Here is a 24,621-nt window from a genome sequence, read left to right on the forward strand (position 1 = left end):
GCCGGGGTGGCGGCACGGCGGCGGCGACCTACCTGCCGCCCTCACGGACGCCTTCGACCCGGAGCCGGCCTCCCGCCGCGCCTCGATCACCCGGGACCTCACGACAGGATCACGATGCACTCGCCCGCAAGCGCCGCGCCGACGCGCCTCGACCGCAAGGCCGTGGGAGCGGTCGTGCTCGGCAACGCCCTCGAATTCTACGATTTCACGATCTACGCCTTCTTCGCCAAGTCGATCGGCGCGACCTTCTTCCCCTCGGACAGCCCGACCGACAGCCTGCTCGCGTCGCTCGCCCTGTTCGGGATCGGCTACGTGATGCGCCCCGTGGGCGGCGTGCTGATCGGTGCCTTCGCCGACCGGGCCGGGCGCAAGCCCGCGATGCTCATCACCATCGCGCTGATGGCGGTGGGCATGCTGATGCTGGCGGCCTGTCCCGGCACGGCGGTCCTCGGCGTCTGGGCACAGGTGATCGTGATTGCCGGGCGGCTGATCCAGGGGCTGGCGCTCGGCGGCGAGGTCGGACCCTCCACCGCCTTCCTGATCGAGGCGGCCCCGGCGCGGCACCGCGGCTTCGTCGCGAGTTGGCAGATCGCGAGCCAGGGCTGCGCCGCCCTGTTCGCCGGCCTGTTCGCCACCGTGCTGACCCTGGTGCTCGGCGATGCGGCCATGGCCGATTGGGGCTGGCGGCTGATGTTCGGCCTCGGACTTCTCGTCGTGCCGGTCGGCCTCGTGATCCGCAGCCATCTGCCGGAGACGGCGGGCGAAGGGCACGATCCCGCCGCCGCCGATTCGACGGGTGCGGTGCTCGGCCGCCTGTTGCGCCAGCACGGCCGGATGCTCGGGCTGACCTTCCTCGTCATCGCCGCCTCGACCGTCTCGAACGCGGTGGGCACCAACATGCCGGTCTATGCGGGGGCGACGCTCGGGCTCTCGGAGATGGCGGCCAACGCCGTGCCGATCGCCCTGGGGCTGGCCTCCGTGATCTTTCCGCTCCTCGGCGGATGGCTCGCCGACCGGTTCGGGCGCAAGCCGGTGATGATCTGGCCGCGCGCGCTGATCCTCGTGCTCGCCGTGCCGGCCTTCCTGTGGATGCTGCACGTGCCGAGCGCGTTCAGCGTCTACGCCGTGACCTTCCTGCTCTCGGCCCTGTCCTCGATCAACGCGGCGGCGATCATCGTCGCCATCCCCGAAGCCCTGCCGCGGGCGGTGCGCAGTGCCGGGCTGTCGATCGTCTACGCGCTCTCCGTCTCGATCTTCGGCGGCAGCACGAACTACGTCGTGAACTGGCTGATCGCCGCGACCGGCGACCGGATGGCGCCGGCCTACTACCTCGCCGCCTTCAGCCTCGTCGGAACGGTCGCCGCACTGCTGCTGCCGGAGACGCGGGGCCGGGACATCCATGTCGACACGGCCACGCGGAGGTGAATTCCGGCGGCGCGGACATCGTCGACGGGCAGGCTCTCACGGACCGGAGAGGACCAAATCGAGTCCGGACATCCCGGATGATCGGCGAGAGCACTCTCTCGCCGATCTCGTCGGGCTCGAAGACTGAGTATTTCGATGCAATGAATTATTAGGAAAAATGAGACCTAGTGCATCTCTGGCATAGGGCGCACGACGACCTGTCAATGGCCCGGTGTCCGGTAAGACGAGAATGAAATTCTTTCACGGCCGCCGAGAGCTTCTGAGCGGTATCGTACCGAGCTATACGGACCCGCAAGCCTGCATTCGCCAACTCGCGGAGTTGCGGAAGCAGATCCCGTCACTCTATGCGCTTCTCTCCGTCAACGCCTGCGCCCTCGCTTTCACCCATTACCCTTTTGCGCCAGCTTGGCTGACCGTCGGGCTCCCTGGCGCGATGATCGTCCTGTGTGCGGTACGGGCCGTGCACTGGTGGCATATCCGGCCGCTGGTGCTGTCCGGAGACGAGGCCGTCAAACGGCTGCGCGGCACCAGCCTCCTCACCGTCCTGTTCTCGGCCCTCTTCGTCGGCTGGGCGATGAAGCTCAACGCCTTTGGCGGGTCGTTCGAGCAGGGCCACGTCGCGATCTTCATCGCGATCACCGTCATCGCCTGCATCTTCTGCCTGACGCACCTGCCGGCCGCGGCGCTCCTCGTGACCGTCATCGTCATGGGCAGCTTCCTGATTCACTGCTTCACGAGCGGCAACAGCGTCTTCATCGCGATCGCGCTCAACACGGCCTTCGTCACCGTGGTGATGGTGCGCATCCTCATCAACAATTTCCTGGCCTTCCTCCAACTGGTCGAGTCCAAGGCCGAAGAGCAGCGGCTCGGCGAGGAGAACGAGCGCTTGGCGCATACCGACAGCCTGACCGGGTTGCCCAATCGACGCTATTTCTTCCAGCGCCTCGATGCGCTGATCGCCGCCTCGGCCGACGGAAACGCCGCCTTCGCCCTGGCGATCTTCGACCTCGACCGGTTCAAGCCGATCAACGACACGTTCGGCCACACCGCCGGAGACCGGGTGCTGGAGGAAACCGGGCGTCGTCTCGGCGCCTTCGCCGCGGACGGCGTGACGGTCGCGCGCCTCGGCGGCGACGAGTTCGGCGTGCTGATCCACGCGGCCGACTGTACGGCCGACGCGGTCGAGCTTTGCAGTCGCATCGGTGCGGCGCTGCACGCGCCGATTTCGCTCGGCGAGACCCAGGTCGTGCCGGGATGCTCGGGCGGCTTGGCGCTGTATCCCAGCGCCGGACGGGCCGCGGATGCGCTGTTCGACCGGGCCGACTATGCGCTCTACCACTCCAAGGAGCGAAAGCGCGGGACCACGACGCTGTTTTCGCAGGAGCATGAGGACGCGATCCGGGCCGAGCGCGCGGTGGAGACCGCCCTCCAGAGCGCGGATCTCGCCGCCGAGATGGAGATGCACTACCAGCCGATCCTCGACACGGTGACGGATCGCATCACCACGGTCGAGGCGCTGGCGCGCTGGACGAGCCCGAAGCTCGGGCGTGTGCCGCCCGACCGCTTCATTGCCGTGGCGGAGCGCTGCGGCATGATCCACTCGGTGACGCTGCTTCTCCTGAGCAAGGCGCTCGCCGACGCCGCCCGGCTCCCGCCCGAGATCGGCCTGTCGTTCAACCTCTCCTCGCACGACCTTGCCTCTCCCGAGACGGTCATCGCGATCCTCGCCGCGGTCCGGCAGAGCGGGCTCGATCCCCGGCGAATCACGCTGGAGCTGACGGAAACCGCGCTGATGCGCGACTTCGAGGGGGCGCAGAACGCGATCACGCTCCTGCGCGCACTCGGCATCAAGATCGCGCTGGACGATTTCGGAACGGGGTATTCGAGCCTGAACTACGTCCACCGCCTGCCGCTGGATCGGATCAAGATCGACCGCGGCTTCATGGCCGATGTCGAATCCGACCTGGGGCGCAGCGTCGTGATCACCATCCTCGATCTCTGCCAGAATCTCGGCCTGGACGGCATCGCCGAGGGGATCGAGACCGCGGAGCAACTGAGTGCGGTGCGCCGTCACGGCTGCCGCTACGTTCAAGGCTACCTGATCGGCATGCCGCAGCCGATGACGGAACTGCTGGACGACCTCAGGATGACGGCCCCAGCCGAGAAAATTTCGGTTTGAGAAGCCTCTCCAACTGGGGGTGTTGGTTTCATCACTTTATCTGTGAATAAATTGATCATTTCGCTCTATGCGCTTCTGAGGCCAATCTAATGTTGACCAAAAGGGTCGGCGCCTAAAATTTTGCTGCAATTCTCGTGATAATCAATGTGTTCCACATGATAATATTTGACTAGATCAAAAAATTGCTTTCAGCAGCCTCCGCCTGACCCTCGCATGTCTGTAGAGGGAATTCACCCACTGTAACTATCGACCCAGTCCGGACGACCGTAAATTAGATAAAAGTGAATATCGCTGTCTTTTAGAGTTTTATGCAGCAAATATAGACCGTGTCGAATGCAGTATAAATACAGAAAATTTACAAAACACTGGTGCTGCCTTGCCGCATCAAATTCTTATCAATACTTTGTTGTAATCTATCAGGACCACGTTGGGGTGATTTGATGACATGCAATGGCATAGGGTGCAAGCACCTGATGCCATTGCATGTAAAGCCCAATGCGATAACTTAAATAACTCAGATATTCATATTTCTTATATTTATAAAATGCTCGATATCAATCTTGTCATATGACAGTAAGTGCCCTTCGATTCTGTGTAAATCATCAAAAGAAAATATTGAATGTATTGAGCCAGATGAATTCAAGCTTTGAATCAATATACTAAGCTTGACTCGCCACTCTTCTGTTGGAAGGCAATATCTCCTGGTCTCTGTTCCTGTCAATTCATCGATGTATCTAAATAGCAAGATATTTCCTGCCTCTACATGCTGGCTGAAGCATGCGTCGCCAACATCTTCTGCTGACATGCCTGGCTCGGCAGAAAATAGGGCAAAAGGCTTCCTTCCGCATAGCATCAACTCTAACTCTATGCCGCGGTGGGGGGCAATTTTTCCGGAAGAAATTGAAGACAGGCTTGTTTCCTTTTCTGAGTTCGATGAAGAATCCTAAGAACGTCCTCAGCATTGCTGGTTCCGTGCGGATCTACTTCCTTGGGCGTCGCTACCAAGTTTGAGTGTCCTCGGTCTCTGCAATAATATATCGCCAAGCAAAGCGACGTCCGAAGAAATTCACCGAAGCCCGTCCGGCCGGTCTCCGGCGGCCCAGGCGAGCGCCTGCTCCAGGCGGTCGTTGCCCCAGAACAGCTCGCCGTCCCCGGTGAGGAAGCTCGGCGCGCCGTAGATGCCGCGGGAGCGGGCCTCCTCGCCGGCCACCTTCAGGCGGCCCTTGTTGCCCTCGGAGGCCGCCGCCTTGAGGATCTGGGTGCCGTCGAGCCCGAGCGCATCGAGGATGCGCCCCACCGCCGCCGGCTCGGCGATGGAGCCGCCCTTGGCAAAGCTCGTCTCGAACACCGACTTCGAGAACGGCACCAGCCAGTCCTGGTCGGCGCCGTAGGTCGCCACGCGCACTGCGCTGAGCGAATTCTGCGGAAAAGGGTTCGGGCGCGTGACCGGCGGGAGCCCGAGCCGGGCGGCCTCGCGGTCGAGGTCGCGCCACATGTTGCGGCCCTTGGCCGGGTAGAGGTTGAAGGGCGAATTGGTCCACCCCTGCGTCGCGAAGATCGGCCCGAGCAGGAATGGTCGCCAGCGCAGCTCGACGTCGGCGGCCTTGGCCAGCGCTTCGATGCGCATGGCCGAGAGGTAGGAGTAGGTCGAGGCGAACTCGTACCAGAATTCCAGGGTCGCTCGCCGCGGCATTCGTCGATTCTCCGGGTCATCTGGTCCGTCCTGCCGGTGACCCTACCACGTCTGCGATGACGCGCCGGGGCCGGCTGGATCGGAAACGAGGCAACTTGCATCCCGCCCCGCCGGTTGCGCGCCGCGCGCCTCCGCTGTTAATCCGCCTTCACCCTGTTGCCCGAGCCCAACACCATGTCCGACGCCCCTCCGAACAAATCCGTCAAGAAGGTCGTTCTCGCCTATTCCGGCGGACTCGACACCTCGATCATCCTCAAGTGGCTTCAGACCACCTATGGCTGCGAGGTCGTGACGTTCACCGCCGATCTCGGCCAGGGCGAGGAGCTGGAGCCGGCGCGCCGCAAGGCGGAGCTTCTCGGCATCAAGCCGGAAAACATCTTCATCGAAGACCTGCGCGAGGAATTCGTCCGCGACTACGTCTTCCCGATGTTCCGCGCCAACGCGGTCTACGAGGGGATCTATCTCCTCGGCACGTCGATCGCCCGGCCGCTGATCGCCAAGAAGCAGATCGAGATCGCCGAACGCGTCGGCGCCGACGCGGTGTGCCACGGCGCCACCGGCAAGGGGAACGACCAGGTCCGGTTCGAACTCGGCTACTACGCGCTCAAGCCCGACGTGACGGTGATCGCGCCGTGGCGCGAGTGGGACCTGCGCTCGCGCGAGCAGCTCATCGCGTTCGCCGAGCAGCACCAGATCCCGATCGCCAAGGACAAGCGCGGCGAGAGCCCGTTCTCGGTCGATGCCAACCTCCTGCACGCCTCCTCCGAGGGCAAGGTCCTGGAGGACCCGGCGGTTGAGGTGCCGGATTATGTCTATTCGCGCACCCTCTCGCCGGAAGAGGCGCCGGACACGCCCACGATCGTCACCATCGGCTTCGAGCGGGGGGACGCCGTCTCCATCGACGGCGAGGCGCTCTCGCCCGCCACGCTGCTGGCCAAGCTGAACGAGCTTGGCCGAGCCAACGGCATCGGCCGGCTCGATCTCGTCGAGAACCGCTTCGTCGGCATGAAGAGCCGCGGCATGTACGAGACGCCCGGTGGCACGATCCTGCTGCCGGCCCACCGCGCCATCGAGTCGATCACGCTGGATCGCGGCGCGGCCCATCTCAAGGATCAGCTGATGCCGCAATACGCGGAGCTGATCTACAACGGCTTCTGGTTCTCGCCCGAGCGCGAGATGCTGCAGGCGCTGATCGACAAGAGCCAGGAGAAGGTGACCGGCGAGGTGCGGCTCAAGCTCTACAAGGGCGGCGTCCACGTCATCGGCCGGACCAGCCCGCACTCGCTCTACGATCAGGATCTCGTCACCTTCGAGGAGGGCGCCGTCGCCTACGATCACCGCGACGCGGCCGGCTTCATCAAGCTCAACGCCCTGCGCCTGCGCACCCTGGCGCAGCGCAAGAAGCGCGAGGGCTGAACGCCCCGCGTCTCAGCGATCCCCCAGGAAGGCGGGATCGTTCGAGACGAGGAGCACGCGCAGGTCGGAATCCGGGACGTAGTCGCGGGCTTCCCAGACGAAAGTGGTCGGACCCGTCTTGCGCACGCCCTGCCGGCAGAAGCTGACCAGGGCGTCCGCGCGGCCCTTGTCCACCGTCAGGGTGAAGCGGCCGATGCGCCCGGCCCAGTTGCGGGCCGTGGTCACGATGTAGGGCACCTCGAAGGCGCGGGTGTAGCCCTCGGGCTTTGCCGCGGCGAGGCGCCGGATGCCGGCCAAACCGGCCTCGTCGAGGCAGTAGCGCGCACGGAAGTCGCGCGCCGCGGCGTCCTTGGGCGAGAGGAACTGATTGCCGGTCACGGGCACGTAGCTATGGGAGAGGCGCAGCTCTGCGTCGGCCGGAAAGACCTGCTCCCAGTGGAACTTGGCCTCGCTGCGCCACTGCGCCCCGGCGTCGAACGTCGCATCGGACAACAGGTCGGCCTTGTGCAGGGCCTGGAGGTCGGCCGGTGAGAGCCGCTTGAGCGCCGTCTCCAAGTCCTCGCGCCGCAGAGGATTGAGCGGCAGCCCGTGGCGGGTGAGACGCTCGGTGACCTCCTGCGTACCGTGGAAGGCGCGCTCCTCCAGGGCCGGCTCGATCGTTTGGCCGTCCGCCTTGACCGTGAAGCCGACGAAGTTGGCGCTCCCCCGAACCGGCAGCGAGAGGGCGCTGAACGAGAGTTCGGCCCCGTCGATGGGCGGGAGCGGGAAGGCGAGGCGCAGGGTGCGCGGCGCCTTCGAGCGGTTGCGGAAGACGTAATCGACGCCAATGCGGTCGATGGCGATGCGAAGGTCCTCGCTCGCCAGCTCGATCTCGGCATCGCGCACCAGAACGAGGCCGCCCGCGTCGAGGGTGGCCGCGCTGTCGTTCGCCCGGGCGGGTGAGAACGACGATGCCAGGGCCAGGATGAGCGCGCCCGGCACCGTTCCCGCGATCCATCCCCGCTTCATCCGGCCTCTCCCCTTCGGAACCGCTGCACGGCCCGACCGCTGATAGGCGGCCGGCGCAGCGATTCGCAAAGGGGGAGCGGATGCGCTCAGGCCGGCTCCCAGGCGATCGTGCCCTCGGGCTGCCGGAACGGTCCCGGCCCGAGATCGCCGTAGCGAAGGAAGATCTGCATCGCCGGCTGCATCTCGCGGTGCAGGCGCTCCAGGCGGGCCTCCTGTTCGTCGGTCAGGATGGCGCGTCCGTCCGCGTCCTTCTCGGGCGGCTCGCCGAGATGGACTGCCATCTCCACCGTGTACCACGTCATGTGGCCGTAGGGCCGCTTCGGATCGACGCTCGGCACGTCGTATTCCTCGTCCCATTCAAGGCTGAACGCCCGCAGCAGCCGAAGGTGCTCGTCGGTGACTTCGAAGGTGATGTGCTCGGGCGTCTCGCCGGTGGCCTCGTCGCGGAACACGTCGAAGACATCCCCCGGCGCGAGCTTGGCGAGCGGGTTGTGGTACTGGTAGCGGCCGGGCTTCAGCGTCGCGTTCTGCAGGAACACGGCGAGCGCATCGCCCATCGCCCGGTGCTCCTCGTCCGCGCCCTCGTCGTCCCCGGTGACGTTGAAGATGTCGCCGTCGCGGTCGGTGCTGCCGTAGGGCGCATCCGGATGGATCATCGGCGCGCCGGCCTCGGCTCCGTTCCAAGCCACGACCATCCGCCGGATCAGCGCGATGCGCTCCAGCGTCAGGTCGAAGGTGTCCGTCTCGCTCATGTCGCCGGTCTGCCTCTCGCGCCCCTCGGGGCGGTTGAAAGCCCCGTCGCAACGCTCAGTGGCCCAGCGCCCGCGCGGGTGCAAGCCGTGCGATGTCTCGTCAGGCGGCCGGTTTCACGGTCTCGCGGGCGAGGAGGGCGCCGACCGCGTCGGGCAAGGCGTCGAAATGCTCGATGACCCAGTCGGGCGCCAGCTCGCGCATCGGCACGGGGGTGTAGCCGAAGGTCACGCCGACGACCGGGATGCCGGCCGCCTTGGCCGCGGCCACGTCGGCCTTCGAATCACCCACCATTACGGCGCGGTGGAGATCGCCCCCGGCGCGCTCGATGGTCGCGGTGATGTGGCGCGGGTCCGGCTTCGAGAACGCGAAGGTCTCCTTGCCGACGATCGTCCGGAAGCGGTGGCCGATGCCCAGCGCATCGAGCAGCGCCACGGCGTGCGCCTCGACCTTGTTGGTGCAAATCGCGAGGCGGAAGCCCGCCGCTTCCAGCCGGTCCAGCGCCTCGACCACGCCGGGGAAGAGGTGCGAATGGTCGGTGAGATGCGCACCGTAATAGGAGAGGAAGTCCTGGAACAGCGTCTCCAGCCGTTCCGGCGTCAGGCTCGCGCCCGCGACCGTGAAGCCGCGCTGGATCAGCGCGCGCGCGCCCGCGCCGAGCAGGTCGCGGGCCTGTTCGAGGGGAAGCGGCGCGTGGCCGTTCCGGGCGAGGATGACGTTGAGGGTGCCGATGAGGTCGCCCGCGGTCTCGGCGAGGGTCCCGTCGAGATCGAACACGACGATCGGGGAGCTGTGCGGGTTCATCGGCATCCCGGTGCGTTTCATTGTCAAGCTGGCTAGCGGTCGTCTCTCCTACGATCAACCCTAGCGGTTGATACCCGGTTAGCGCGGACACGCAGTGTTGCCTCTCTGCCCAAGCTCCGCCACGGAGCGGGTGCTTGATCGCGCCGCCGATGATTCGCCGTTTCGCTCTTTCGCAACAAGACGATGTCCCGCCCCATGCGTGTCCCTTCGCGTCTTTCTCTTCCCCGGTTGACCGCCGGCCTGCTCGTCGCGGCGCTGGCCGGATTGCCGTTGGCAGCCGAGGCTGCCGGGCCCTACGAGTTCGTGGCTGCGCCCGCGGTCGATCTGAACCGGATCTACCGGATCGACCGCGCCAACGGCGAGGTCACCTCCTGCCAGTACGGCCTGCGCGACGACAGCGTCGGCGTCACCTTGTGCTTTGCCGCCGGAGAGGGCGCCGGCCCGCAGACGCCGGGCGAGTACGGCCTGATCGCCTCGCGCCACGCCCGCGAGTCGGGGATCTACCGGGTCAATTACCGCACGGGCGAAACCAGCGCCTGCTACGTGCAGATCCGTCAGGAACTCGTCGTCTGCACCGAGCAGGCCGGCCCGCCGCCCGCCGGCACCGCGAGCGGGGCGGGCGCCGCCGCGACCGGTCCGGCCCCCGGCCGCGCCGGCCCGAGCGCCACGCCGCCGCAGGGAACGCGGCCCTGACCGCCGACGCAGCGCCGGACGCCCTCGGGAAGCATCCGTGCTTCTCCGCGTCCGTCTTTTGCGGCGGCGGGGAGGCGTGCTAGGGCCTGCCTCCCCAATCGTCCCAGATTCGCCGCCCCAGCTTCGATGGTCCGAGTGCCCCCGATGAATTCGCTTCCCGAGGACGTTTCGTGAGCGCGCCGGATCTGAAGCGGGCGGCGGCCGAGCGCGCGATCCCCCTGGTCGAGGACGGGATGCGCCTCGGCATCGGCACGGGCAGCACGGCCGCCGCTTTCATCAAGCTGCTGGGCGAACGCGTGCGCGCGGGCCTCACCGTCACCGGGGTGCCGACCTCGGAGGCGACCCGCATCGCTTGCGAGCGCGAGGGCATCCCGCTCGCGACGCTCGAAGACCTGCCCGAACTCGATCTCACCATCGACGGGGCCGACGAGGTCGATGGAAGCTTGCGCCTCATCAAGGGCGGCGGTGCCGCTCTGCTGCGTGAGAAGATCGTCGCGGTCGCAAGCCGCCGCATGGTGGTGATCGCCGACGCCGGAAAGCACGTCGAGACCCTGGGTGCCTTTCCGCTGCCGGTGGAGGTGAACCTGTTCGGCATCGGTGCCACCACCCGCGCCGTCGAGGCGGCGGTGGCACGGGCCGGCTGCGCGGGCGAGATCGTGCGCCGCCACGACGCGTCCGGTGCTCCCCTCCTCACCGATGGCGGCCACGCCATCCTCGATCTTCGGCTCGGCCGCATTCCCGATCCGGAGGCTTTGTCCGCCGGGCTCTGGGCGGTGCCCGGCGTGGTCGAGCACGGCCTGTTCCTTGGCATCGCCGACGCGGCCATCCTCGCCGCGGCCGAAGGCGACGCGGCCGTCGTCAGCGTTCTCGGCCGCCTCTGACGCCCGGTCGCCGCCTTTTCCTTTTTCGGAGCTTCTCCCGCATGGTTCTCCGTCTCGCTGCCCTGGGCGGCCCCTTCCTCGCGGCCCTGCTGTCGCAGGCCGTCCTCGCTCCGGCAGCGCAGGCGCAGCAGCCGGCCGCCAAGCCCCCCGCCGCCTCCCCGAAGCCGACGGTGAAGCCCGGCGCGGCCCCGCCGCCGGCCGCCGCGCCGGAGCCGGACCTCAGTGCCGCCCACCTCGCCCTCGCCCGCGAGGTCATGCTGAGTTCCGGCATCGCCCGCTCCTTCGACTCGATCATCCCGACCATGGCCGAGCAGATCCGCAAGAACGCGGTGACGCGGCCCGATCTCGCCAAGGATCTGGACGACGTGCTCAAGGGTCTCGATCCCGAGATGGAGCTGCAGAAGCAGCGGCTGATCACCATCGCCGCGCGGATCTATGCCAAGCGCCTGAACGAGGCCGAGCTGAAGGACATCGTCACTTTCTTCCGCTCGCCCGCGGGCAAGCGCTACGTCGAGACCCAGCCGCAGATCCTCGATGACATGGTCGGCGCCATGCAGGATTGGACGCAAGAAGTCTCGGAATACATCATGGTCCGCACCCGCGCCGAAATGGGCAAGCGCGGCCACCAGCTCCAGTGATCGCCGGCCCTGGCGCGGCGCAGCGGCTCTACGCCGCCGGCGCCGTCGCCCTGGCGCTGGTGGCGCCGATGATGGCGCTCGCCAATCGGTCGAGCCCGCTCGTCCTCGGCATCGCGGCCCTGCTGTTTCTCGCGGGCGCCGTCGCCGAGCATGGCGGGCGCGCTGTCTCGCTCCTGATGGGGCCGCTGCGCTCCCCGCTCGGTCTCGCCGCGCTGGCCTTCCTCGGCTGGTGCCTCGTCTCGCTGGCCTGGAGCCCGTTTCCCGCGCTCTGGGGCCGTGTGCTGTCCGAATTCCTGCCGACGCTCGCCGCCGCGGCGATCCTGGCCCGGCTCGCGCCGGCCCGGCTGCCACCCTGGGCGCTGCCCCTCGGCGCCGGAATGCTCGCTGCCGCCTGCCTTTACATCGCGGGAAGCCTCGCCCTCGGGCTGGCGCCGCAGGCTTGGCTCGGGCAGCGCGTGGCCCTGTTCATGTTCAACCGCCCGCTGCTGACGGTGCTGCTTCTCGCCGGGCCCATCGCCGCCTTCCTCGCCCTGCGCGGCCATCGCCTTGCCGCCGTGATCCTGCTCGCGGTGGCGGCGCTGGCGATCCTGCGCTCGATCAGCGGCGCGGCCATCCTCGGGCTGCTCGCGGGTGCCGCGATGTTCGGGGTCGGGCGCTTGGCTCCCCGATCCATGGCCCTTGCACTCGCGGCGCTGACCCTCGGGCTCGCCTTTGCCCTTGCGCCGGTCGAAGGCGACATCCTCCACCGGCTGATGCCGGAGGCGGCGCACGAGCGGCTGACGCAGAGTTCGTCGCGGGCGCGGGTCGCCATCGCCCAGAGCTTCGGCGCCGCTTTGGCCCAGGCCCCGTGGATCGGCTCCGGCTACGGCATGGGCCTGCGCTTCGCCGAGGTGCCGGCGGCGGCGGCGCTCGAACCGGAGATGCGGGCGATGCTGGCCGTCGGCCACCCGCATAACAGCTTCCTCCAGATTTGGGCCGAACTCGGCCTCGTCGGGGCGGTGCTGGCGGCGCTGGTCGCCTTCCTGGCCCTGCGGGCGGCGGCGGCCCTGCCGCGGCTCCTGTTCGCCACGGCGCTCGGCGTGCTGGGCGCGGCGGTGGCGGTGATGTTCGTCGAGCACGGCGCGTGGCAGGGATGGTGGACGGCGGGCCTCGGGGCCGCCATCACATGGCTGCGGGCGGCGGCTTGCGCCAAGCCCCCATACGAGCCCGCACATGAGATTGAAGACGCGCGCGCATGAGCAAGACCGAGATGAGTGAGTCCTTCGACGTCGACCTGTTCGTGATCGGCGGCGGTTCGGGCGGGGTGCGGGCGGCCCGCATCGCCGCCGGCCACGGCGCGCGGGTGATGCTGGCCGAGGAGTACCGCGTCGGCGGCACCTGCGTGATCCGCGGCTGCGTCCCGAAGAAGCTGATGGTCTATGCCGGCCGCTTCACCGACGAGTTCGAGGACGCTGCCGGTTTCGGCTGGCACATCGAGACGCCGCGCTTCGACTGGGCCGTGCTGAAGCGCGCCCGCGACGCGGAGGTCGCGCGGCTGGAGGGCATCTACGGCCGCAACCTTGCGGGCGCCGGCGTCGAGGTCGTGGCCGACCGCGCGGTGATCGAGGATCCACACACCGTGCGCCTCGTCGGCGCGGATCGCACGGTCCGGGCCCGCTTCATCCTGATCGCGACCGGCGCGACGCCGGTGCGCGAGCCGCTGATCCCCGGTGCGGAACTCGCCATCGATTCGAACGGCGTGTTCGAGCTGGAGCACCAGCCCGAGCGCATCCTCGTGGTCGGCGGCGGCTACATCGCCGTGGAGTTCGCCGGCGTCTTCGCCAGCCTCGGCTCGAAGACGACGCTGCTCCATCGCGGAAAGAGCCTGCTGCGCGGCTTCGATCCCGAGATCGCCGACGCGCTCGGCGAGGCCTATGCCAAGCGGATGGATCTGCGCCTGGAGCAGACCGTCGAACGCCTGGAGCGCGACGGCTCGGCGATCCGCGCCATCCTGAACGGGGGCGAGAGCCTCACCGTCGATTGCGTGCTGGTGGCCACCGGCCGGCGCCCGAACGTCGCCGGGCTCGGGCTGGAACGGGTCGGGATCGACCTCGACGAACGCGGTGCGATCCCCGTCGAGGCGGATTCGCGCACCAAGGTTCCGTCGATCTACGCCGTCGGCGACGTGAACGGCCGCGCGGCGCTGACTCCGGTCGCGATCCGCGAGGGCCACGCCTTCGCCGACACGGTGTTCGGCGCCAAGCCCTGGTGCGTCGATCATCGCCTGATCGCCACCGCCGTATTCTCGACGCCGGAGATCGGCGTGATCGGCCACAACGAGGACGTGGCCCGGCGCTGCTACGGGGACATCGACGTCTACAAGGCGAGCTTCCGCCCGATGAAGGCGACGCTCTCGGGCCGCGACGAGCGGGTGATCATGAAGGTTCTGGTGGACCGTGCCAGCGACCGGGTGGTCGGCGTCCACGTGCTCGGGACGGATGCCGGCGAGATCATCCAGGCCATCGGCATCGCCGTCACCATGGGCGCGACCAAGGCCGATTTCGACCGCACCATCGCCGTGCACCCGACGCTCGGCGAGGAGCTGGTGACGATGCGGACGCCGTTCGTGGTGAAGCATCCCGTCGGCGTGGGCTAGAGCCGGCTCGTTCCGGGAGCCGGCAGCGGCCTTTCGGGACGCGGCGCGCCTATTCTGCGGCCGGCAGGCTCAGCGATAACAACCGCGCGGTGCGCGATCGGCTGCCGTTGCTCGGATCGGCGCTGGGTTCGAAGGCGCGGCGGCCATCGTCGAGGGCGCCGTTCACCGCGTCGATGGCGAGGATCAGCGCGCTGATCATCCGCGTATCGATGCTGCGCTCGCGGGCTTGACGCACCACGTCGGCGATCAGCGCGTCGGTCTCGCGGGTGAGCGCGTCGAGCGCGGCCGCCGATTGCGCCTCGCGGGCCTCGGCCAGGATGTCGAGCAGGCGGTCGAGGACGATGTCGATCCGCTCGCGCCGCTTGCGGGCGAGCCGCTGGCCGAGCCACGCGACGCCCGAGCCGAGCGTGCCGCCGAAGAAGGCGAACAGATAGATCCAGTCCTCGTAGCGATCGAGGAAGGTCTGCTGCTCGCGCTCGAAATAGTCCACCGCGCCGGGATGGTTGGGAAGCTGCGCACTCGTGGCGGTGACGGTGGTGTCGTAGTCCGGCGGCTTCATCTGGTGGGCGATCGGGGCGGAGGCCGCGAGCCGCGAGCGCCACTCGAACAGGTGCTGCACCACGGAGGCGACGGCGACGCGGCTCACCGCGCCGCGGGCCATCAGCCGGTAGGAGACGCCCACCGTCTCGACATCCTCTTCCGGGCGCTTCGGCCGCCCGCCGAAGGTACCCGCCGAGAGGGTGACGGCCTGGAGCGTCGGCATGCGCTGCACGATCGCCTTGCCGTCCGGCACGCTGACGAGGGTGACCTTGCGCTCTGGCGACGCCGCCTCGACCGCCCGCAGCATCGCCTGCGCCGGTTTGGCGGTGGGAGCGGCGATGATCGCCACCGCATCGACGCGCTTGCCCTCCAGCGCCGCGGTGATCTCGGAGGCCTTGAGCGGTACGAGGCCGATGCGTCCCACCGCGAGGGGTTCGCTGCCGAGCGCCTCGGCTTCCGGGGCCGCCTTGAAGTCGTAGAAGTCGAGCAGGCTCGTCAGAACCGGCAAGTCGGCCTCATGGCGCGTGACGACGCCGAGGCGCCGGGTCGAGAGATCCGAAAAACTCTCGATCTCGCCGGCTTCGGGGGCGGCGATGATCAGCGCCTCGTCGTGAAGGATGGCCAGAGTCAGGCCGTTATCCGGCAGCTTCACATCGGGCCGCACCACGGCGAGGTCGGCGCGGCCCTTCTCCAGGGCGGCGGCGCTGTCGCGCACGTCGTCGAAGGGCGCGACCTTCAGGCGCACGTCCTCGTGATTGCGGGTCAGCGCCCGCGCATAGGTCTCGATCAGCCCCGCTTCGACCCCGTCGCGCGGGCCGACCGCCACCGTGAGCAGCGTGGGACGTGATAGGGTGACGACGAGGCCGGCCACGGCCGCGAACCCGAGGGCCAGCAGCACGTAGAGCCATTCGCGCCTCATGAGCGTGGCCACCATGCGGCGGCGGAGCCCTCGAAATCGCGTGCGATCCATCCGAGATTCATGAATCGAAAACCTGTCCGGATCGTGAAGAACGAATGATTGCGCGAACCGTTTCAAACCGACGTGATGGCTCAACAGATGGGCGACATGATGGGCGACCCGAAGCAAGGGCCGAGCCGCCGGTCACGCCTGCGTGGCTGGAACGGGTGACGACGCATTATCTCGACCGCTACGGCGCCTCGTCCGAGATGCTGCGCCGGGTGCTCGCCCGGCGCATCGAGCGCCGCTGCCGCTCCCGAGACGAGGATGCGAGCGCGCATGCCGGGCTGATCGAGGAGACGGTCGCCCGCGCGCAGAAGGCCGGGCTCGTGGACGATGCGCGCTTTGCCGCCGCCCGCCTGCGGGGCTTGAGGCGGCGCGGCACTTCGACCCGGCAGGCGCAGGCGCGGCTCGCCGCCAAGGGGATCGACCGGGAGACGATCGCGGCGACCCTCGCCGAGGAGGACGAGACGGCCGAGACGCAAGAGGGCGAGGCCGACACCGAGGAGCGGGCGGCCCTCGCCTATGCCCGCCGCCGCCGCCTCGGCCCCTATCGCCGGCCGGAAACCCGCGAGGCCAACCGCGAGCGCGATCTCGCCGCCATGGCGCGGGCCGGTTTCTCCTACGCGCTCGCCAAGGCCGTGCTCGCCGGCGAGGCGCAGGAGCACGAGAACGCGGACGAGACATCCGTCGACCAAGAGTAAGGGATGCCCCTCGACATGCCCGCCCACCGCTCCACGTCGAAGGCGACGCGGATCGCTTCCGCTTGAAGACGACGAGGACGACAGCATGACCGACCGCCACGCGAGCGCCCACTGGGAAGGCGACGGCAAGACCGGCAAGGGCAAGATCACGACGCAATCCGGCGTGCTCTCGGACAATCCCTACGGTTTCAACACACGCTTCGAGAACGAGCCCGGCACCAACCCGGAAGAGTTGATCGCTGCGGCGCATGCGAGCTGCTTCACCATGGCGCTCGCCTTCCAGCTCCAATCGGCCGGCCTCACGGCAACCTCCCTCGATACCAAGGCGGTCGTCACGCTCGTGCAGGACGGCGACGGCTTCAAGGTCACGAAGTCGGCCCTCACCCTCAAGGCGGTGATCCCCGGGATCGATGGGGCGAAGTTCGACGAACTCGCCGGCAATGCCGAGAAGGGCTGCCCGATCTCGAAGCTGCTCAACGCCGAGATCACCCTCGACAAGACGCTGAGCCCGAGCTGAGCCTGAGCTGAGTGTTGCCGGCCCTCCCGTCGCGCTGCGCGGCGGGAGGGCGCTTTTCCGGTGCGCGGGCCAACGCGCCGCATTGATCCGGGCGCGTACGCGTTCATCTTCCGTTCGATGGACGAGAAGCTCGCGCGCAAGCTGCGCATCCTCGCGGATGCCGCCAAATACGATGCCTCCTGCTCTTCGTCGGGGGCGCCGAAGCGCAGGGCCGGCGCGGGGGAACTCGGCTCGACCACCGGGGCGGGGATCTGCCACGCCTACACCCCGGACGGGCGTTGCGTCTCGCTGCTGAAGATCCTGCTGACGAATTACTGCCTGTTCGACTGCGCCTATTGCGTGAACCGGCGCTCCTCGAATGTCGCCCGTGCCCGCTTCTCGGTCGAGGAGGTGGTGACGCTGACGATCGAGTTCTACAAGCGCAACTACATCGAGGGTCTGTTTCTCTCGTCGGGCATCATCCGCTCGCCCGACTACACGATGGAGATGCTGACCCGCGTCGCCAAGAAGCTTCGGCGCGAGCACGGCTTTCGCGGCTACATCCACCTGAAGTCGATCCCCGAGGCGAGCCCCTGGCTGATCGAGGAGGCGGGGCTCTACGCCGACCGGCTCTCGATCAATCTCGAACTGCCGACGGAAGCGAGCCTCAACCGCCTCGCGCCGGAGAAGGACGGCGCGGCGATCGAGAGCGCGATGGGCCAGATCGGCGAGCGCATCGTCCAGGCCAAGGAGGAGCGCCGCCGCTTCTCGCCGGCCGGGCAATCGACGCAGGTGATCGTCGGGGCCGATGCCACCACCGACGAGGCGATGATCCGCAAATCCGCGCTGCTCTACGGCACCTACGGCCTCAAGCGCGTCTACTACTCCGCCTTCAGCCCGATCCCCGATGCCTCCGCGGCCCTGCCGCTGCAGGCGCCGCCGCTGCGGCGCGAGCACCGGCTGTATCAGGCCGACTGGCTGATCCGTTATTACGAGTTCTCCCCCGACGACGTGGCCGGGGCGTCCGAGGACGGTATGCTCGCCCTCGACATCGACCCCAAGCTCGCCTGGGCTCTGAAGAACCGGCACCGCTTTCCCGTCGATGTGAACCGCGCCGACCGCGAGATGCTGCTGCGGGTGCCCGGGCTCGGGGCGCGGGCGGTCGATGCCATCATCAAGGCGCGCCGCCACGGCCGCCTGCGCCTCGACGACGTCGCCCGGCTGAGTTCGGGGCTGAAGCGGGCGCGGCCCTTCCTCATCGCCGAGGATTTTCGCCCGACGACGCTGACCGACCGGCTCGATCTGCGGGCGAAGCTCGCGGAGCCGGCCGAGCAGTTGAGTCTGTTCTGATGGGCGAGCCGTCGCGTGACCTTCCCCCAACGGAGCGGGCAGGGGATTTCGGCGGCATCCATGTCGTCAGCCTCGCCCCCGGTGCGGATCTGTCGGGGTTTCGCACCGCGGCGCGCCGCCTGATCGCGGCCGGGATCCCACCGAAAAACATCGTCTGGCAGACCGAGGCGCCGAGCCTGTTCGGTGCCGAGTCCGGCTCCGCGGACGGCCCGCCGTTGCAGCTTCCCCGCGCGGTGACCGAACTGATCCCGATGGTGGTGCCCCACCGCGATCCCGAGCGCTACGGCCTCCTCTACGCCCTGCTCTGGCGCGTCCTGCACGGTGAGCGGGCGTTGATGGATGTCCTGAGCGACCCGCTCGTCCACCGCCTCCACCGGATGCGCAAGGCGATCGGCCGCGACCTGCACAAGATGCACGCCTTCCTGCGCTTCCGCCGGGTGCCGGGGGAGGGGCCTGAGCGCTTCGTGGCGTGGTTCGAGCCCGACCACCACATTCTGGGGGCCGCCGCGCCCTTCTTCGTCGATCGCTTCCGCGCGCTGACATGGTCGATCCTGACGCCGGAAGGGTCGGCGCATTGGGACGGCACGCTCCGCTTCGGTCCGCCCGGCCGCCGTGAGGACGTGCCCGACGGCGACGGCTTCGAGGCGGGCTGGCGCGACTACTACGAAAACACCTTCAATCCGGCCCGGCTCAACCTCGATGCCATGCGCGCCGAGATGCCCCGCAAATACTGGCGAAACATGCCGGAGACGGCGGCGATTCCCGCTCTCGTCCGGGCCGCGAGCGCACGCGCGCAGGCGATGATCGAGAAGGAGCCGACGATGCCGGTCAAGCGTGACCCCGTCCGCGCCGTGGCGAAGATGGCCCGGGACGAGCCGGACTCGCTGGAAGCCCTCAACGCGATCATCGCCCGCTCCGAACCGCTGGTGCCCGGCGCCACCCAGGCCGTGCTCGGCCAAGGGCCGGTTGGAGCGCGGATCGCCTTCGTCGGCGAGCAACCGGGCGATCAGGAGGACCGCCAGGGCCGGCCCTTCGTCGGACCGGCGGGGCAGCTTCTCTCCCGCGCGCTGGAAGAGGCGGGGATCGACCGGGGGGAGGCCTACCTCACGAATGCGGTCAAGCACTTCAAGTTCACGCTGCGCGGCAAGCGCCGCATCCACGAGAAGCCGACGGCGGGCGAGGTGAGCCATTACCGCTGGTGGCTCGAGAAGGAGCTGGACTTCGTTGCCCCCAAACTCGTCGTGGCGCTGGGGGCCACCGCGGTGCTGTCGCTGACGGGCAAGCAGATCCCGATCACCCGCGCCCGCGGCCCCGCCGCGTTCGGGCGGTCGTTCGCGGGCTTCATCACGGTCCACCCCTCCTACCTGCTGCGCCTGCCCGACGAGGCAGCGAAGGCGGCGGCCTACCAGGCCTTCGTCGATGACCTGCGGCGGGCCAATGCCCTCGCGGCCTGAGGCGAGCGCGTGTCCCAGAGCGCTTTTCGACGAAGTGGCGCCGGTACGGCGCGAGAAAGCCCGTTGACACAAAGACCAAGCGACGCCGGCCTGAGGCCATCAGGCCAGATACGTTTCTAAGAGGCGCCGGGAAGCTGAAAAACGATCAATTGTAAGCATCTCCAAACATCATCGATCAAGATCGAAACAAAACCCGCTATCCCGTGGATATACAGGCAGCGTGCGCAAGCATTCGCGCGTGTCCGAAAATAATCCTTGGGAGAGATCCGATGAGAGCCCTCGTCTGGCACGGCACCCAGGACATCCGCTGCGATACGGTTCCCGATCCCGAAATCGAAGACGATCGCGACGCGATCATCAAGGTCACCGCCTGCGCCATCTGCGGCTCGGACCTCCATCTCTACAACCACTTCATCCCGGCGATGAAGAAGGGCGACATCCTCGGCCACGAGTTCATGGGCGAGGTGGTCGAGACCGGCCGCGGCCTGAACGGCGCGCTGAAGAAGGGTGACCGGGTCGTCATCCCGTTCACGATCATCTGCGGCGAGTGCGACCAGTGCAAGCGCGGCTTCTTCTCGGTCTGCGAGCGCTCGAACCGCAACCGGGATCTCGCCGCCAAGGTGTTCGGCCACACCACGGCGGGCCTGTTCGGCTACTCGCACCTCACCGGCGGCTATCCCGGCGGGCAGGCGGAATATGTGCGGGTGCCGTTCGCCGACAAGACGCATATCAAGGTGCCGGATTCGCTCACCGACGAGCAGGTGCTGTTCCTCGGCGACATCTTCCCCACCGGCTGGCAGGCGGCGGTGCAGGCCGACATTCAGCCGCACGACACCGTGGCGATCTGGGGCGCGGGCCCGGTCGGGCAGATGGCGATCCGCTCGGCGATCCTGCTCGGCGCCAAGCAGGTGGTGTGCATCGACAGCGTGCCGGAGCGCCTCGACATGGCGCGGGCGGGTGGTGCGATCGTCATCGACAACAGCCGCGAGAGCGTGGTCGAGCGCTTGAACGAGCTGACCCACGGCAAGGGCCCGGAGAAGTGCATCGACGCGGTCGGCATGGAGGCGCATTCGCCCCGCGCCGTCGAGCAGGTCTATGACCGGGTGAAGCAGGCGATGATGCTGGAGAGCGATCGCGCCTCGGTGCTGCGGGAGATGATCTATGTCTGCCGCCCCGCCGGCATCCTCTCGATTCCCGGCGTCTATGGCGGCCTCGTCGACAAGATGCCGATGGGCGCGTTGATGAACAAGGGCCTGACGATCCGCGCCGGACAGACCCACGTGAACCGCTGGACCGACGACCTCGTGCGGCGGATCGAGGAGGGCCAGATCGATCCCTCCTTCGTCATCACCCACCGGGCCGGGCTGGAACAGGGCCCCGAGCTGTACCGGACGTTCCGGGACAAGAAGGACAACTGCATCAAGGTCGTGCTGCGGCCCTGACGGGCAAACCGATTCAATCTCGAAAGCGGAGGTGTCATGGCCCGCGACAACGACAGATCGAACGGCGGCGCGCTCGCTCGGATCGCGCCCGATTCCCGACGACGGCCCGATCCGGCGACGGAAGGGCTGGCCCAGGGACTCGGCTGGTTCTCTCTCGGTCTCGGCGCTGCCGAGATCGTCGGCGGCGCGGCGATCGCCCGCTGGCTCGGCAAGCCCGAGCTGACTCCCGTCATCCACGCCTACGGCGTGCGCGAGATCGTCACCGGCGTCGGCATCCTCGGCACGCAGGATCCCACACCCTGGATCTGGGGGCGGGTCGGGGGTGATGCCGTCGATATCGCCACGGTGCTGCCGGCCCTGGAGGAGACCAACCCGAAACGGGGCAACGCGATGATCGCGCTCATGGCCCTGGCCGGCGTCACCGCCCTCGATGTGGTCTGCGCCCACAACCTGTCGGAGGCGCCGCTCCGTCCCTCACGCCGGGTTCGCAGCGATTATGGGCGCCGCAGCGGCTTCCCGGAATCGCCCGAGGCGATGCGCGGCCGGGCCAGCGATTTCGAGCCGCCGCTCGACATCGTCGGGCCGCAGGCGATGCGGCCTTGGACGTCGGCCGAGGTGTAGGGCGCCGAGGCGGCGTACAAGCCGTCTCCGCGTTAAGGCCGGCTCAGGCGGCGAGGCGCTCCCGGTCCGCGCGGTAGCTGAGGATCAGGTGCTCCGGGATCATGCCGGCGGCCACCGCCACGGCGATCGCGCGCGGGCGTGCGATGCGCTTGGGCGCGACCAAGATCTCGGGCAGGGGTTCGGCCGAGATTTCGGCCGAGATTTCGGGCAAGAGTTCGGGCAAGCGTTCCGGCAACGGTTCCGGAACGATCGCCGTCAGCGGCTCCGGCGAGGGCGCCGCGATCGGGGCCGGGATCGGCGCCGAGGCCGCGGCACGGTCGGCCATGAACTGCGCGATGATTGCGTCGGCGAGGCCGGCGAGCACGATCTCGGCCGAATCCGGCACGATCGTCGCGTCCGGCCCGGCCGAGACCACGGTCGCACCGATCCGGTCTTCCGGCCGCGGCGCCAGCGGCCACGCGGTCGAGGCGTCGGGCATGTTCGGCTCCAACGTGGCGGAGGCCGGGGACAGGACGAGGATCTCGGAGGGCGCGGTTGCGGCGACGACCTCCACCGGCGCCGGTGCGGTGAGCAGGATGGCGGCCTCGCCCGTTTCCCGCGCCTGCGCCTCGGCCTGTTCGTGCGCCAGGATGCGGGCCTCGTCCCGGGCCGCCTCGGCCTCGAAGCGGGCGAGCAGCGCCATCAATCCGCGCGCTTCGGTGAAGGGCAGGGTCTCGCAGGCGGTCAGCGCCGCCTCGATCATCGAGCGGGCAAGACGCGGCCCGTCGATGCCGTTGCGGCCGTCGTTGGAATCGCGCCACACGGTCAGCGCGGCGCGCACCGCCGGCAGCAGCAGCTCGGGCAGTCCGGCGCGGCGATGCAGGGCGGAAAATCCCGCTCCGTGCGGCTCGCGCATCAGCCCGGCGACGCGGGCGCGGCTCAGTCCGCTCAACTCGGCCAGCGCCATCTCCGCGAAGGGCAGGCGCAGGGAGAGAACCGCCCGCAGCATCAGCCCGGCGGTGAGCTGCTCCTGCACCCGCAGATGCGCGACGAGCCGGGCGAGCCCGGCTTCCCCGGCCTCGTCGCTGAGCGCCAGCGCCGCGGCGTCGCGGGCCTCGCGGGCGGTGCGGGCGCCGCGCTCGGAGCTGATCCAGCCGGCATCCTGGCCGAAGCGCGAGAGCTGCTCGGCGATCAGGGTGACGATGGCGTGGCGGACCTCGATGGCGAGATCAGTGCGCGCGAGCAGGGCTTGGCGCAGGGTCGCGTCGTCGCCGTGCCGCTCGACCATCCGCAGCAGCGCGGGGGTGCCGATCGCGGCGAAGGGATTCTGTGCCAGGGCGATGAGCGAGGGGGCGCCGCCCACCTCCGCCAGGGCGGCGGCGACCGGCTTCGACAGGTCGAGCCGCCCGGCCACCGCGGTGCGGGTTTCCTCGCAGCCCATCGCGACGCAATCCACGAGGTCGGCATCCATCAGCACGGGCGAGCGCGCCAGGACGAGGCAGGCGATGTCCGGCTGGTCGGAGGCGAGCGCCACGATCAGCGGGCGCGGTGCCTGATCCGAGTCGGCGCAGGCCTGCGCCAGGGCCCGGCGCACCGCCGCGGCGGGGTCGTCGAGCAGGGCGAGCAGGGCCGTCTTGGCTTCCCAAGCCGCCTCCGGGCCCAGCGTGCCCTGGAGGTAGCTGCGCGTCAGCGCGCCCGCGGCCTCGGCGCGCCGCTCGGGGGATGCGTTCTGGGTGAGGGTGAGGAACTGGCGGAGGATCATGAGCCGCTCCTGAGCCGGAAGGCGGAGGGATCGAACAGCGAGTTTTTCGCAGGTGTGGCGGGCGGCCGGTCCGTCGTCGGGCCGGCCATGAAGGTGGTGGTCGTGGCCGCCATCGCCGTCAGTCCGGCGGGCCGGCGCGGCGGCAGCGGCACGACGATGGCCTCCGAGGCGGCGGCGGTTTCCGCCACGGCCGTGCCCACACTCGCGGCGGAAACCGCCGCCGTGCTCTCGGCCTCGTTCCAGGCGTCGGAGCGCGGGAAGTAGGTCGGGCCGGTGCGCTCCGCATTGCTCGCGGCGGCGCGGTTCTGCCAGAGCTTGGCCACCCCTTCCGAGACCGCGCCCTGGCGCCGGTCGGTCTGGAACAGCGAGCGCAGCCCGCCCTCCAGCGAGGCGTAGGACGTCGGAGGGTTCGCGTCGGCCGCGGCGGTCGCGACCGGGGTCGCCACGCCGGAGGTGGTCTGGCTCAACAATCCGTAGAGTTCGGAGGCGCTGCGCGGGCGCCCGGCGCGGTCGTAGAACAGGCTGCGGTTGGCGGCGGCCGCTTCCGGCATGTCGAGGGCGGCGGGACGGGACGGGTTCGCCTGCGCCGACGCGATCAAGGCGCTCGCACCCTTCGCCCCGAGGACGTGAGCCGCGTAGAGGTCGCCCGCATTCGGCTCACGCCCGAGCGCCGCGCTCAACGCCTCGCCGTTGCGTTGCGTCAGCGCGCCCGCCATCGCCGCCGAGACCTTGGGATCGCGGCGCAGATCGAGGATCGCCTGCCGCGCCGCCGGATCCGCCACGGTGTAGCGGCCATCCGCGCCTGAGGAGATCGCGTCGGCGTAGGTGGAGAGGCCGAGCTTGGGCCCGGCATTCTTCATGACGCCGAGCCAGGTCTGCTCGATGAACTGGAACAGGCCGGTCGCTGTGGAGGTGCTCGCCTTGGCCGAGGGGTTGAGGCTCGATTCGCGCTGGGCCGTGGCGAGCAGGTAATCGAAGCCGACGCCGCTCGTCTGCGCCCCTTCGCGGATCGCATCGACGACCTCGCCGCTCGCCGCGGCGGCACGCGCCGGGGCGGCGGTCTCGCGGGTGGCGACGGGAGAATTGGTGAACAGGAACATGACGTGTCCCGCCGGGACCGTCACTCGGCCCCGCGAGACCCGACTTTCCTGCACATATGGTAAAGGAAGCTTGAATGAGGCCGCTTCCGACCT

General features: G+C 68.7%; 22 protein-coding genes. 14 read left to right on the forward strand and 8 right to left on the reverse strand.

The genetic code is table 11. The features are described from left to right. Positions 1-114: 114 nt before the first annotated feature. Positions 115-1,425, forward strand: a complete 1,311-nt coding sequence (locus Y590_RS10615) for an MFS transporter (protein WP_060769805.1) — start codon at positions 115-117, stop codon at positions 1,423-1,425. Positions 1,426-1,654: 229 nt separating this feature from the next. Next, entirely contained in the window at positions 1,655-3,604 is a 1,950-nt protein-coding gene (locus tag Y590_RS10620; protein WP_060769806.1) for a putative bifunctional diguanylate cyclase/phosphodiesterase, read from the forward strand. A 514-nt stretch (positions 3,605-4,118) separates the two neighbouring features. On the opposite strand, the gene Y590_RS25675 is transcribed toward Y590_RS10620, so the two are convergent. Both Y590_RS25675 and Y590_RS10625 read right to left on the reverse strand, forming a co-directional pair. Further along, a complete protein-coding gene (locus Y590_RS25675; RefSeq protein ID WP_286161887.1) occupies positions 4,119-4,409 on the reverse strand; it encodes a hypothetical protein in 291 nt (96 codons plus the stop codon). Positions 4,410-4,670: 261 nt separating this feature from the next. After that, positions 4,671-5,297, reverse strand: a complete 627-nt coding sequence (locus tag Y590_RS10625; protein WP_060769807.1) for a 2-hydroxychromene-2-carboxylate isomerase — start codon at positions 5,295-5,297, stop codon at positions 4,671-4,673. A gap of 174 nt (positions 5,298-5,471) precedes the next feature. Here Y590_RS10625 and Y590_RS10630 point away from each other — a divergent pair, with 174 nt between their 5' ends. Continuing rightward, a complete protein-coding gene (locus Y590_RS10630) occupies positions 5,472-6,713 on the forward strand; it encodes an argininosuccinate synthase (RefSeq protein WP_060769808.1) in 1,242 nt (413 codons plus the stop codon). A 12-nt stretch (positions 6,714-6,725) separates the two neighbouring features. Here the strand turns inward: Y590_RS10630 and Y590_RS25680 are convergent, their stop codons facing one another. The 3 genes from Y590_RS25680 to gph all read right to left on the reverse strand — a co-directional run bounded on the left by Y590_RS25680 (position 6,726) and on the right by gph (position 9,275). Continuing rightward, positions 6,726-7,721, reverse strand: coding sequence for a DUF4424 family protein (locus Y590_RS25680; RefSeq protein WP_286161888.1), 996 nt, complete (start codon positions 7,719-7,721; stop codon positions 6,726-6,728). 86 nt (positions 7,722-7,807) lie between these two features. Next, the gene (locus Y590_RS10640) at positions 7,808-8,473 is read right to left on the reverse strand and encodes a hypothetical protein (RefSeq protein WP_060769809.1); all 666 of its coding nucleotides are present in this window, start codon (positions 8,471-8,473) and stop codon (positions 7,808-7,810) included. A gap of 100 nt (positions 8,474-8,573) precedes the next feature. Then, on the reverse strand, positions 8,574-9,275 hold the full coding sequence (gph, locus tag Y590_RS10645; protein ID WP_060772249.1) for a phosphoglycolate phosphatase: 702 nt from the start codon (positions 9,273-9,275) through the stop codon (positions 8,574-8,576). A 183-nt stretch (positions 9,276-9,458) separates the two neighbouring features. Between gph and Y590_RS10650 the strand changes: the two genes are divergently transcribed. From Y590_RS10650 to gorA, 5 genes are all read left to right on the forward strand, one after another. Then, entirely contained in the window at positions 9,459-9,968 is a 510-nt protein-coding gene (locus Y590_RS10650) for a hypothetical protein (protein ID WP_060769810.1), read from the forward strand. A gap of 170 nt (positions 9,969-10,138) precedes the next feature. Continuing rightward, complete coding sequence (rpiA, locus tag Y590_RS10655) at positions 10,139-10,849, forward strand: ribose-5-phosphate isomerase RpiA (RefSeq protein ID WP_060769811.1); 711 nt, start codon at positions 10,139-10,141, stop codon at positions 10,847-10,849. A 41-nt stretch (positions 10,850-10,890) separates the two neighbouring features. After that, the gene (locus tag Y590_RS10660; protein WP_060769812.1) at positions 10,891-11,487 is read left to right on the forward strand and encodes a DUF2059 domain-containing protein; all 597 of its coding nucleotides are present in this window, start codon (positions 10,891-10,893) and stop codon (positions 11,485-11,487) included. Between the two features lie 68 nt (positions 11,488-11,555). Beyond that, the gene (locus Y590_RS10665) at positions 11,556-12,725 is read left to right on the forward strand and encodes an O-antigen ligase family protein (RefSeq protein ID WP_060772250.1); all 1,170 of its coding nucleotides are present in this window, start codon (positions 11,556-11,558) and stop codon (positions 12,723-12,725) included. After that, the gene (gorA, locus tag Y590_RS10670; RefSeq protein ID WP_060769813.1) at positions 12,722-14,122 is read left to right on the forward strand and encodes a glutathione-disulfide reductase; all 1,401 of its coding nucleotides are present in this window, start codon (positions 12,722-12,724) and stop codon (positions 14,120-14,122) included. Before Y590_RS10665 ends, gorA begins: the two co-directional genes overlap by 4 nt. 49 nt (positions 14,123-14,171) lie before the next feature. On the opposite strand, the gene Y590_RS10675 is transcribed toward gorA, so the two are convergent. Further along, positions 14,172-15,581, reverse strand: a complete 1,410-nt coding sequence (locus Y590_RS10675; protein WP_060772251.1) for a TAXI family TRAP transporter solute-binding subunit — start codon at positions 15,579-15,581, stop codon at positions 14,172-14,174. 95 nt (positions 15,582-15,676) lie between these two features. Here Y590_RS10675 and Y590_RS10680 point away from each other — a divergent pair, with 95 nt between their 5' ends. The 6 genes from Y590_RS10680 (at position 15,677) to Y590_RS10705 (ending at position 21,687) form a co-directional block, all read left to right on the forward strand. Then, positions 15,677-16,324 (forward strand): RecX family transcriptional regulator, encoded by a 648-nt coding sequence (locus Y590_RS10680; RefSeq protein WP_286161889.1) that lies wholly within the window; start codon positions 15,677-15,679, stop codon positions 16,322-16,324. An 85-nt stretch (positions 16,325-16,409) separates the two neighbouring features. Further along, complete coding sequence (locus Y590_RS10685; protein WP_060769814.1) at positions 16,410-16,841, forward strand: OsmC family protein; 432 nt, start codon at positions 16,410-16,412, stop codon at positions 16,839-16,841. Positions 16,842-16,958: 117 nt separating this feature from the next. Next, on the forward strand, positions 16,959-18,170 hold the full coding sequence (locus Y590_RS10690; protein WP_060769815.1) for a putative DNA modification/repair radical SAM protein: 1,212 nt from the start codon (positions 16,959-16,961) through the stop codon (positions 18,168-18,170). Further along, positions 18,170-19,624 carry a UdgX family uracil-DNA binding protein gene (locus Y590_RS10695; protein ID WP_060769816.1) on the forward strand — a complete coding sequence of 485 codons (1,455 nt, stop codon included), beginning with the start codon at positions 18,170-18,172 and terminating at the stop codon, positions 19,622-19,624. The genes Y590_RS10690 and Y590_RS10695 overlap by 1 nt, the downstream gene beginning before the upstream one ends. A gap of 269 nt (positions 19,625-19,893) precedes the next feature. Further along, positions 19,894-21,066, forward strand: coding sequence for a zinc-dependent alcohol dehydrogenase (locus Y590_RS10700; protein ID WP_060769817.1), 1,173 nt, complete (start codon positions 19,894-19,896; stop codon positions 21,064-21,066). A gap of 36 nt (positions 21,067-21,102) precedes the next feature. Next, positions 21,103-21,687: a hypothetical protein gene (locus Y590_RS10705; RefSeq protein ID WP_060769818.1), complete on the forward strand. Its 585-nt coding sequence runs from the start codon at positions 21,103-21,105 to the stop codon at positions 21,685-21,687. Positions 21,688-21,730: 43 nt separating this feature from the next. On the opposite strand, the gene Y590_RS10710 is transcribed toward Y590_RS10705, so the two are convergent. After that, positions 21,731-23,428 (reverse strand): DUF2336 domain-containing protein, encoded by a 1,698-nt coding sequence (locus tag Y590_RS10710; RefSeq protein WP_060769819.1) that lies wholly within the window; start codon positions 23,426-23,428, stop codon positions 21,731-21,733. After that, positions 23,425-24,528, reverse strand: coding sequence for a transglycosylase SLT domain-containing protein (locus Y590_RS10715; protein WP_060772253.1), 1,104 nt, complete (start codon positions 24,526-24,528; stop codon positions 23,425-23,427). The genes Y590_RS10710 and Y590_RS10715 overlap by 4 nt, the downstream gene beginning before the upstream one ends. Between the last annotated feature and the right edge of the window lie 93 nt (positions 24,529-24,621).

This window comes from Methylobacterium sp. AMS5 (assembly GCF_001542815.1).
In the GTDB taxonomy this organism is placed as follows: Bacteria; Pseudomonadota; Alphaproteobacteria; order Rhizobiales; family Beijerinckiaceae; genus Methylobacterium.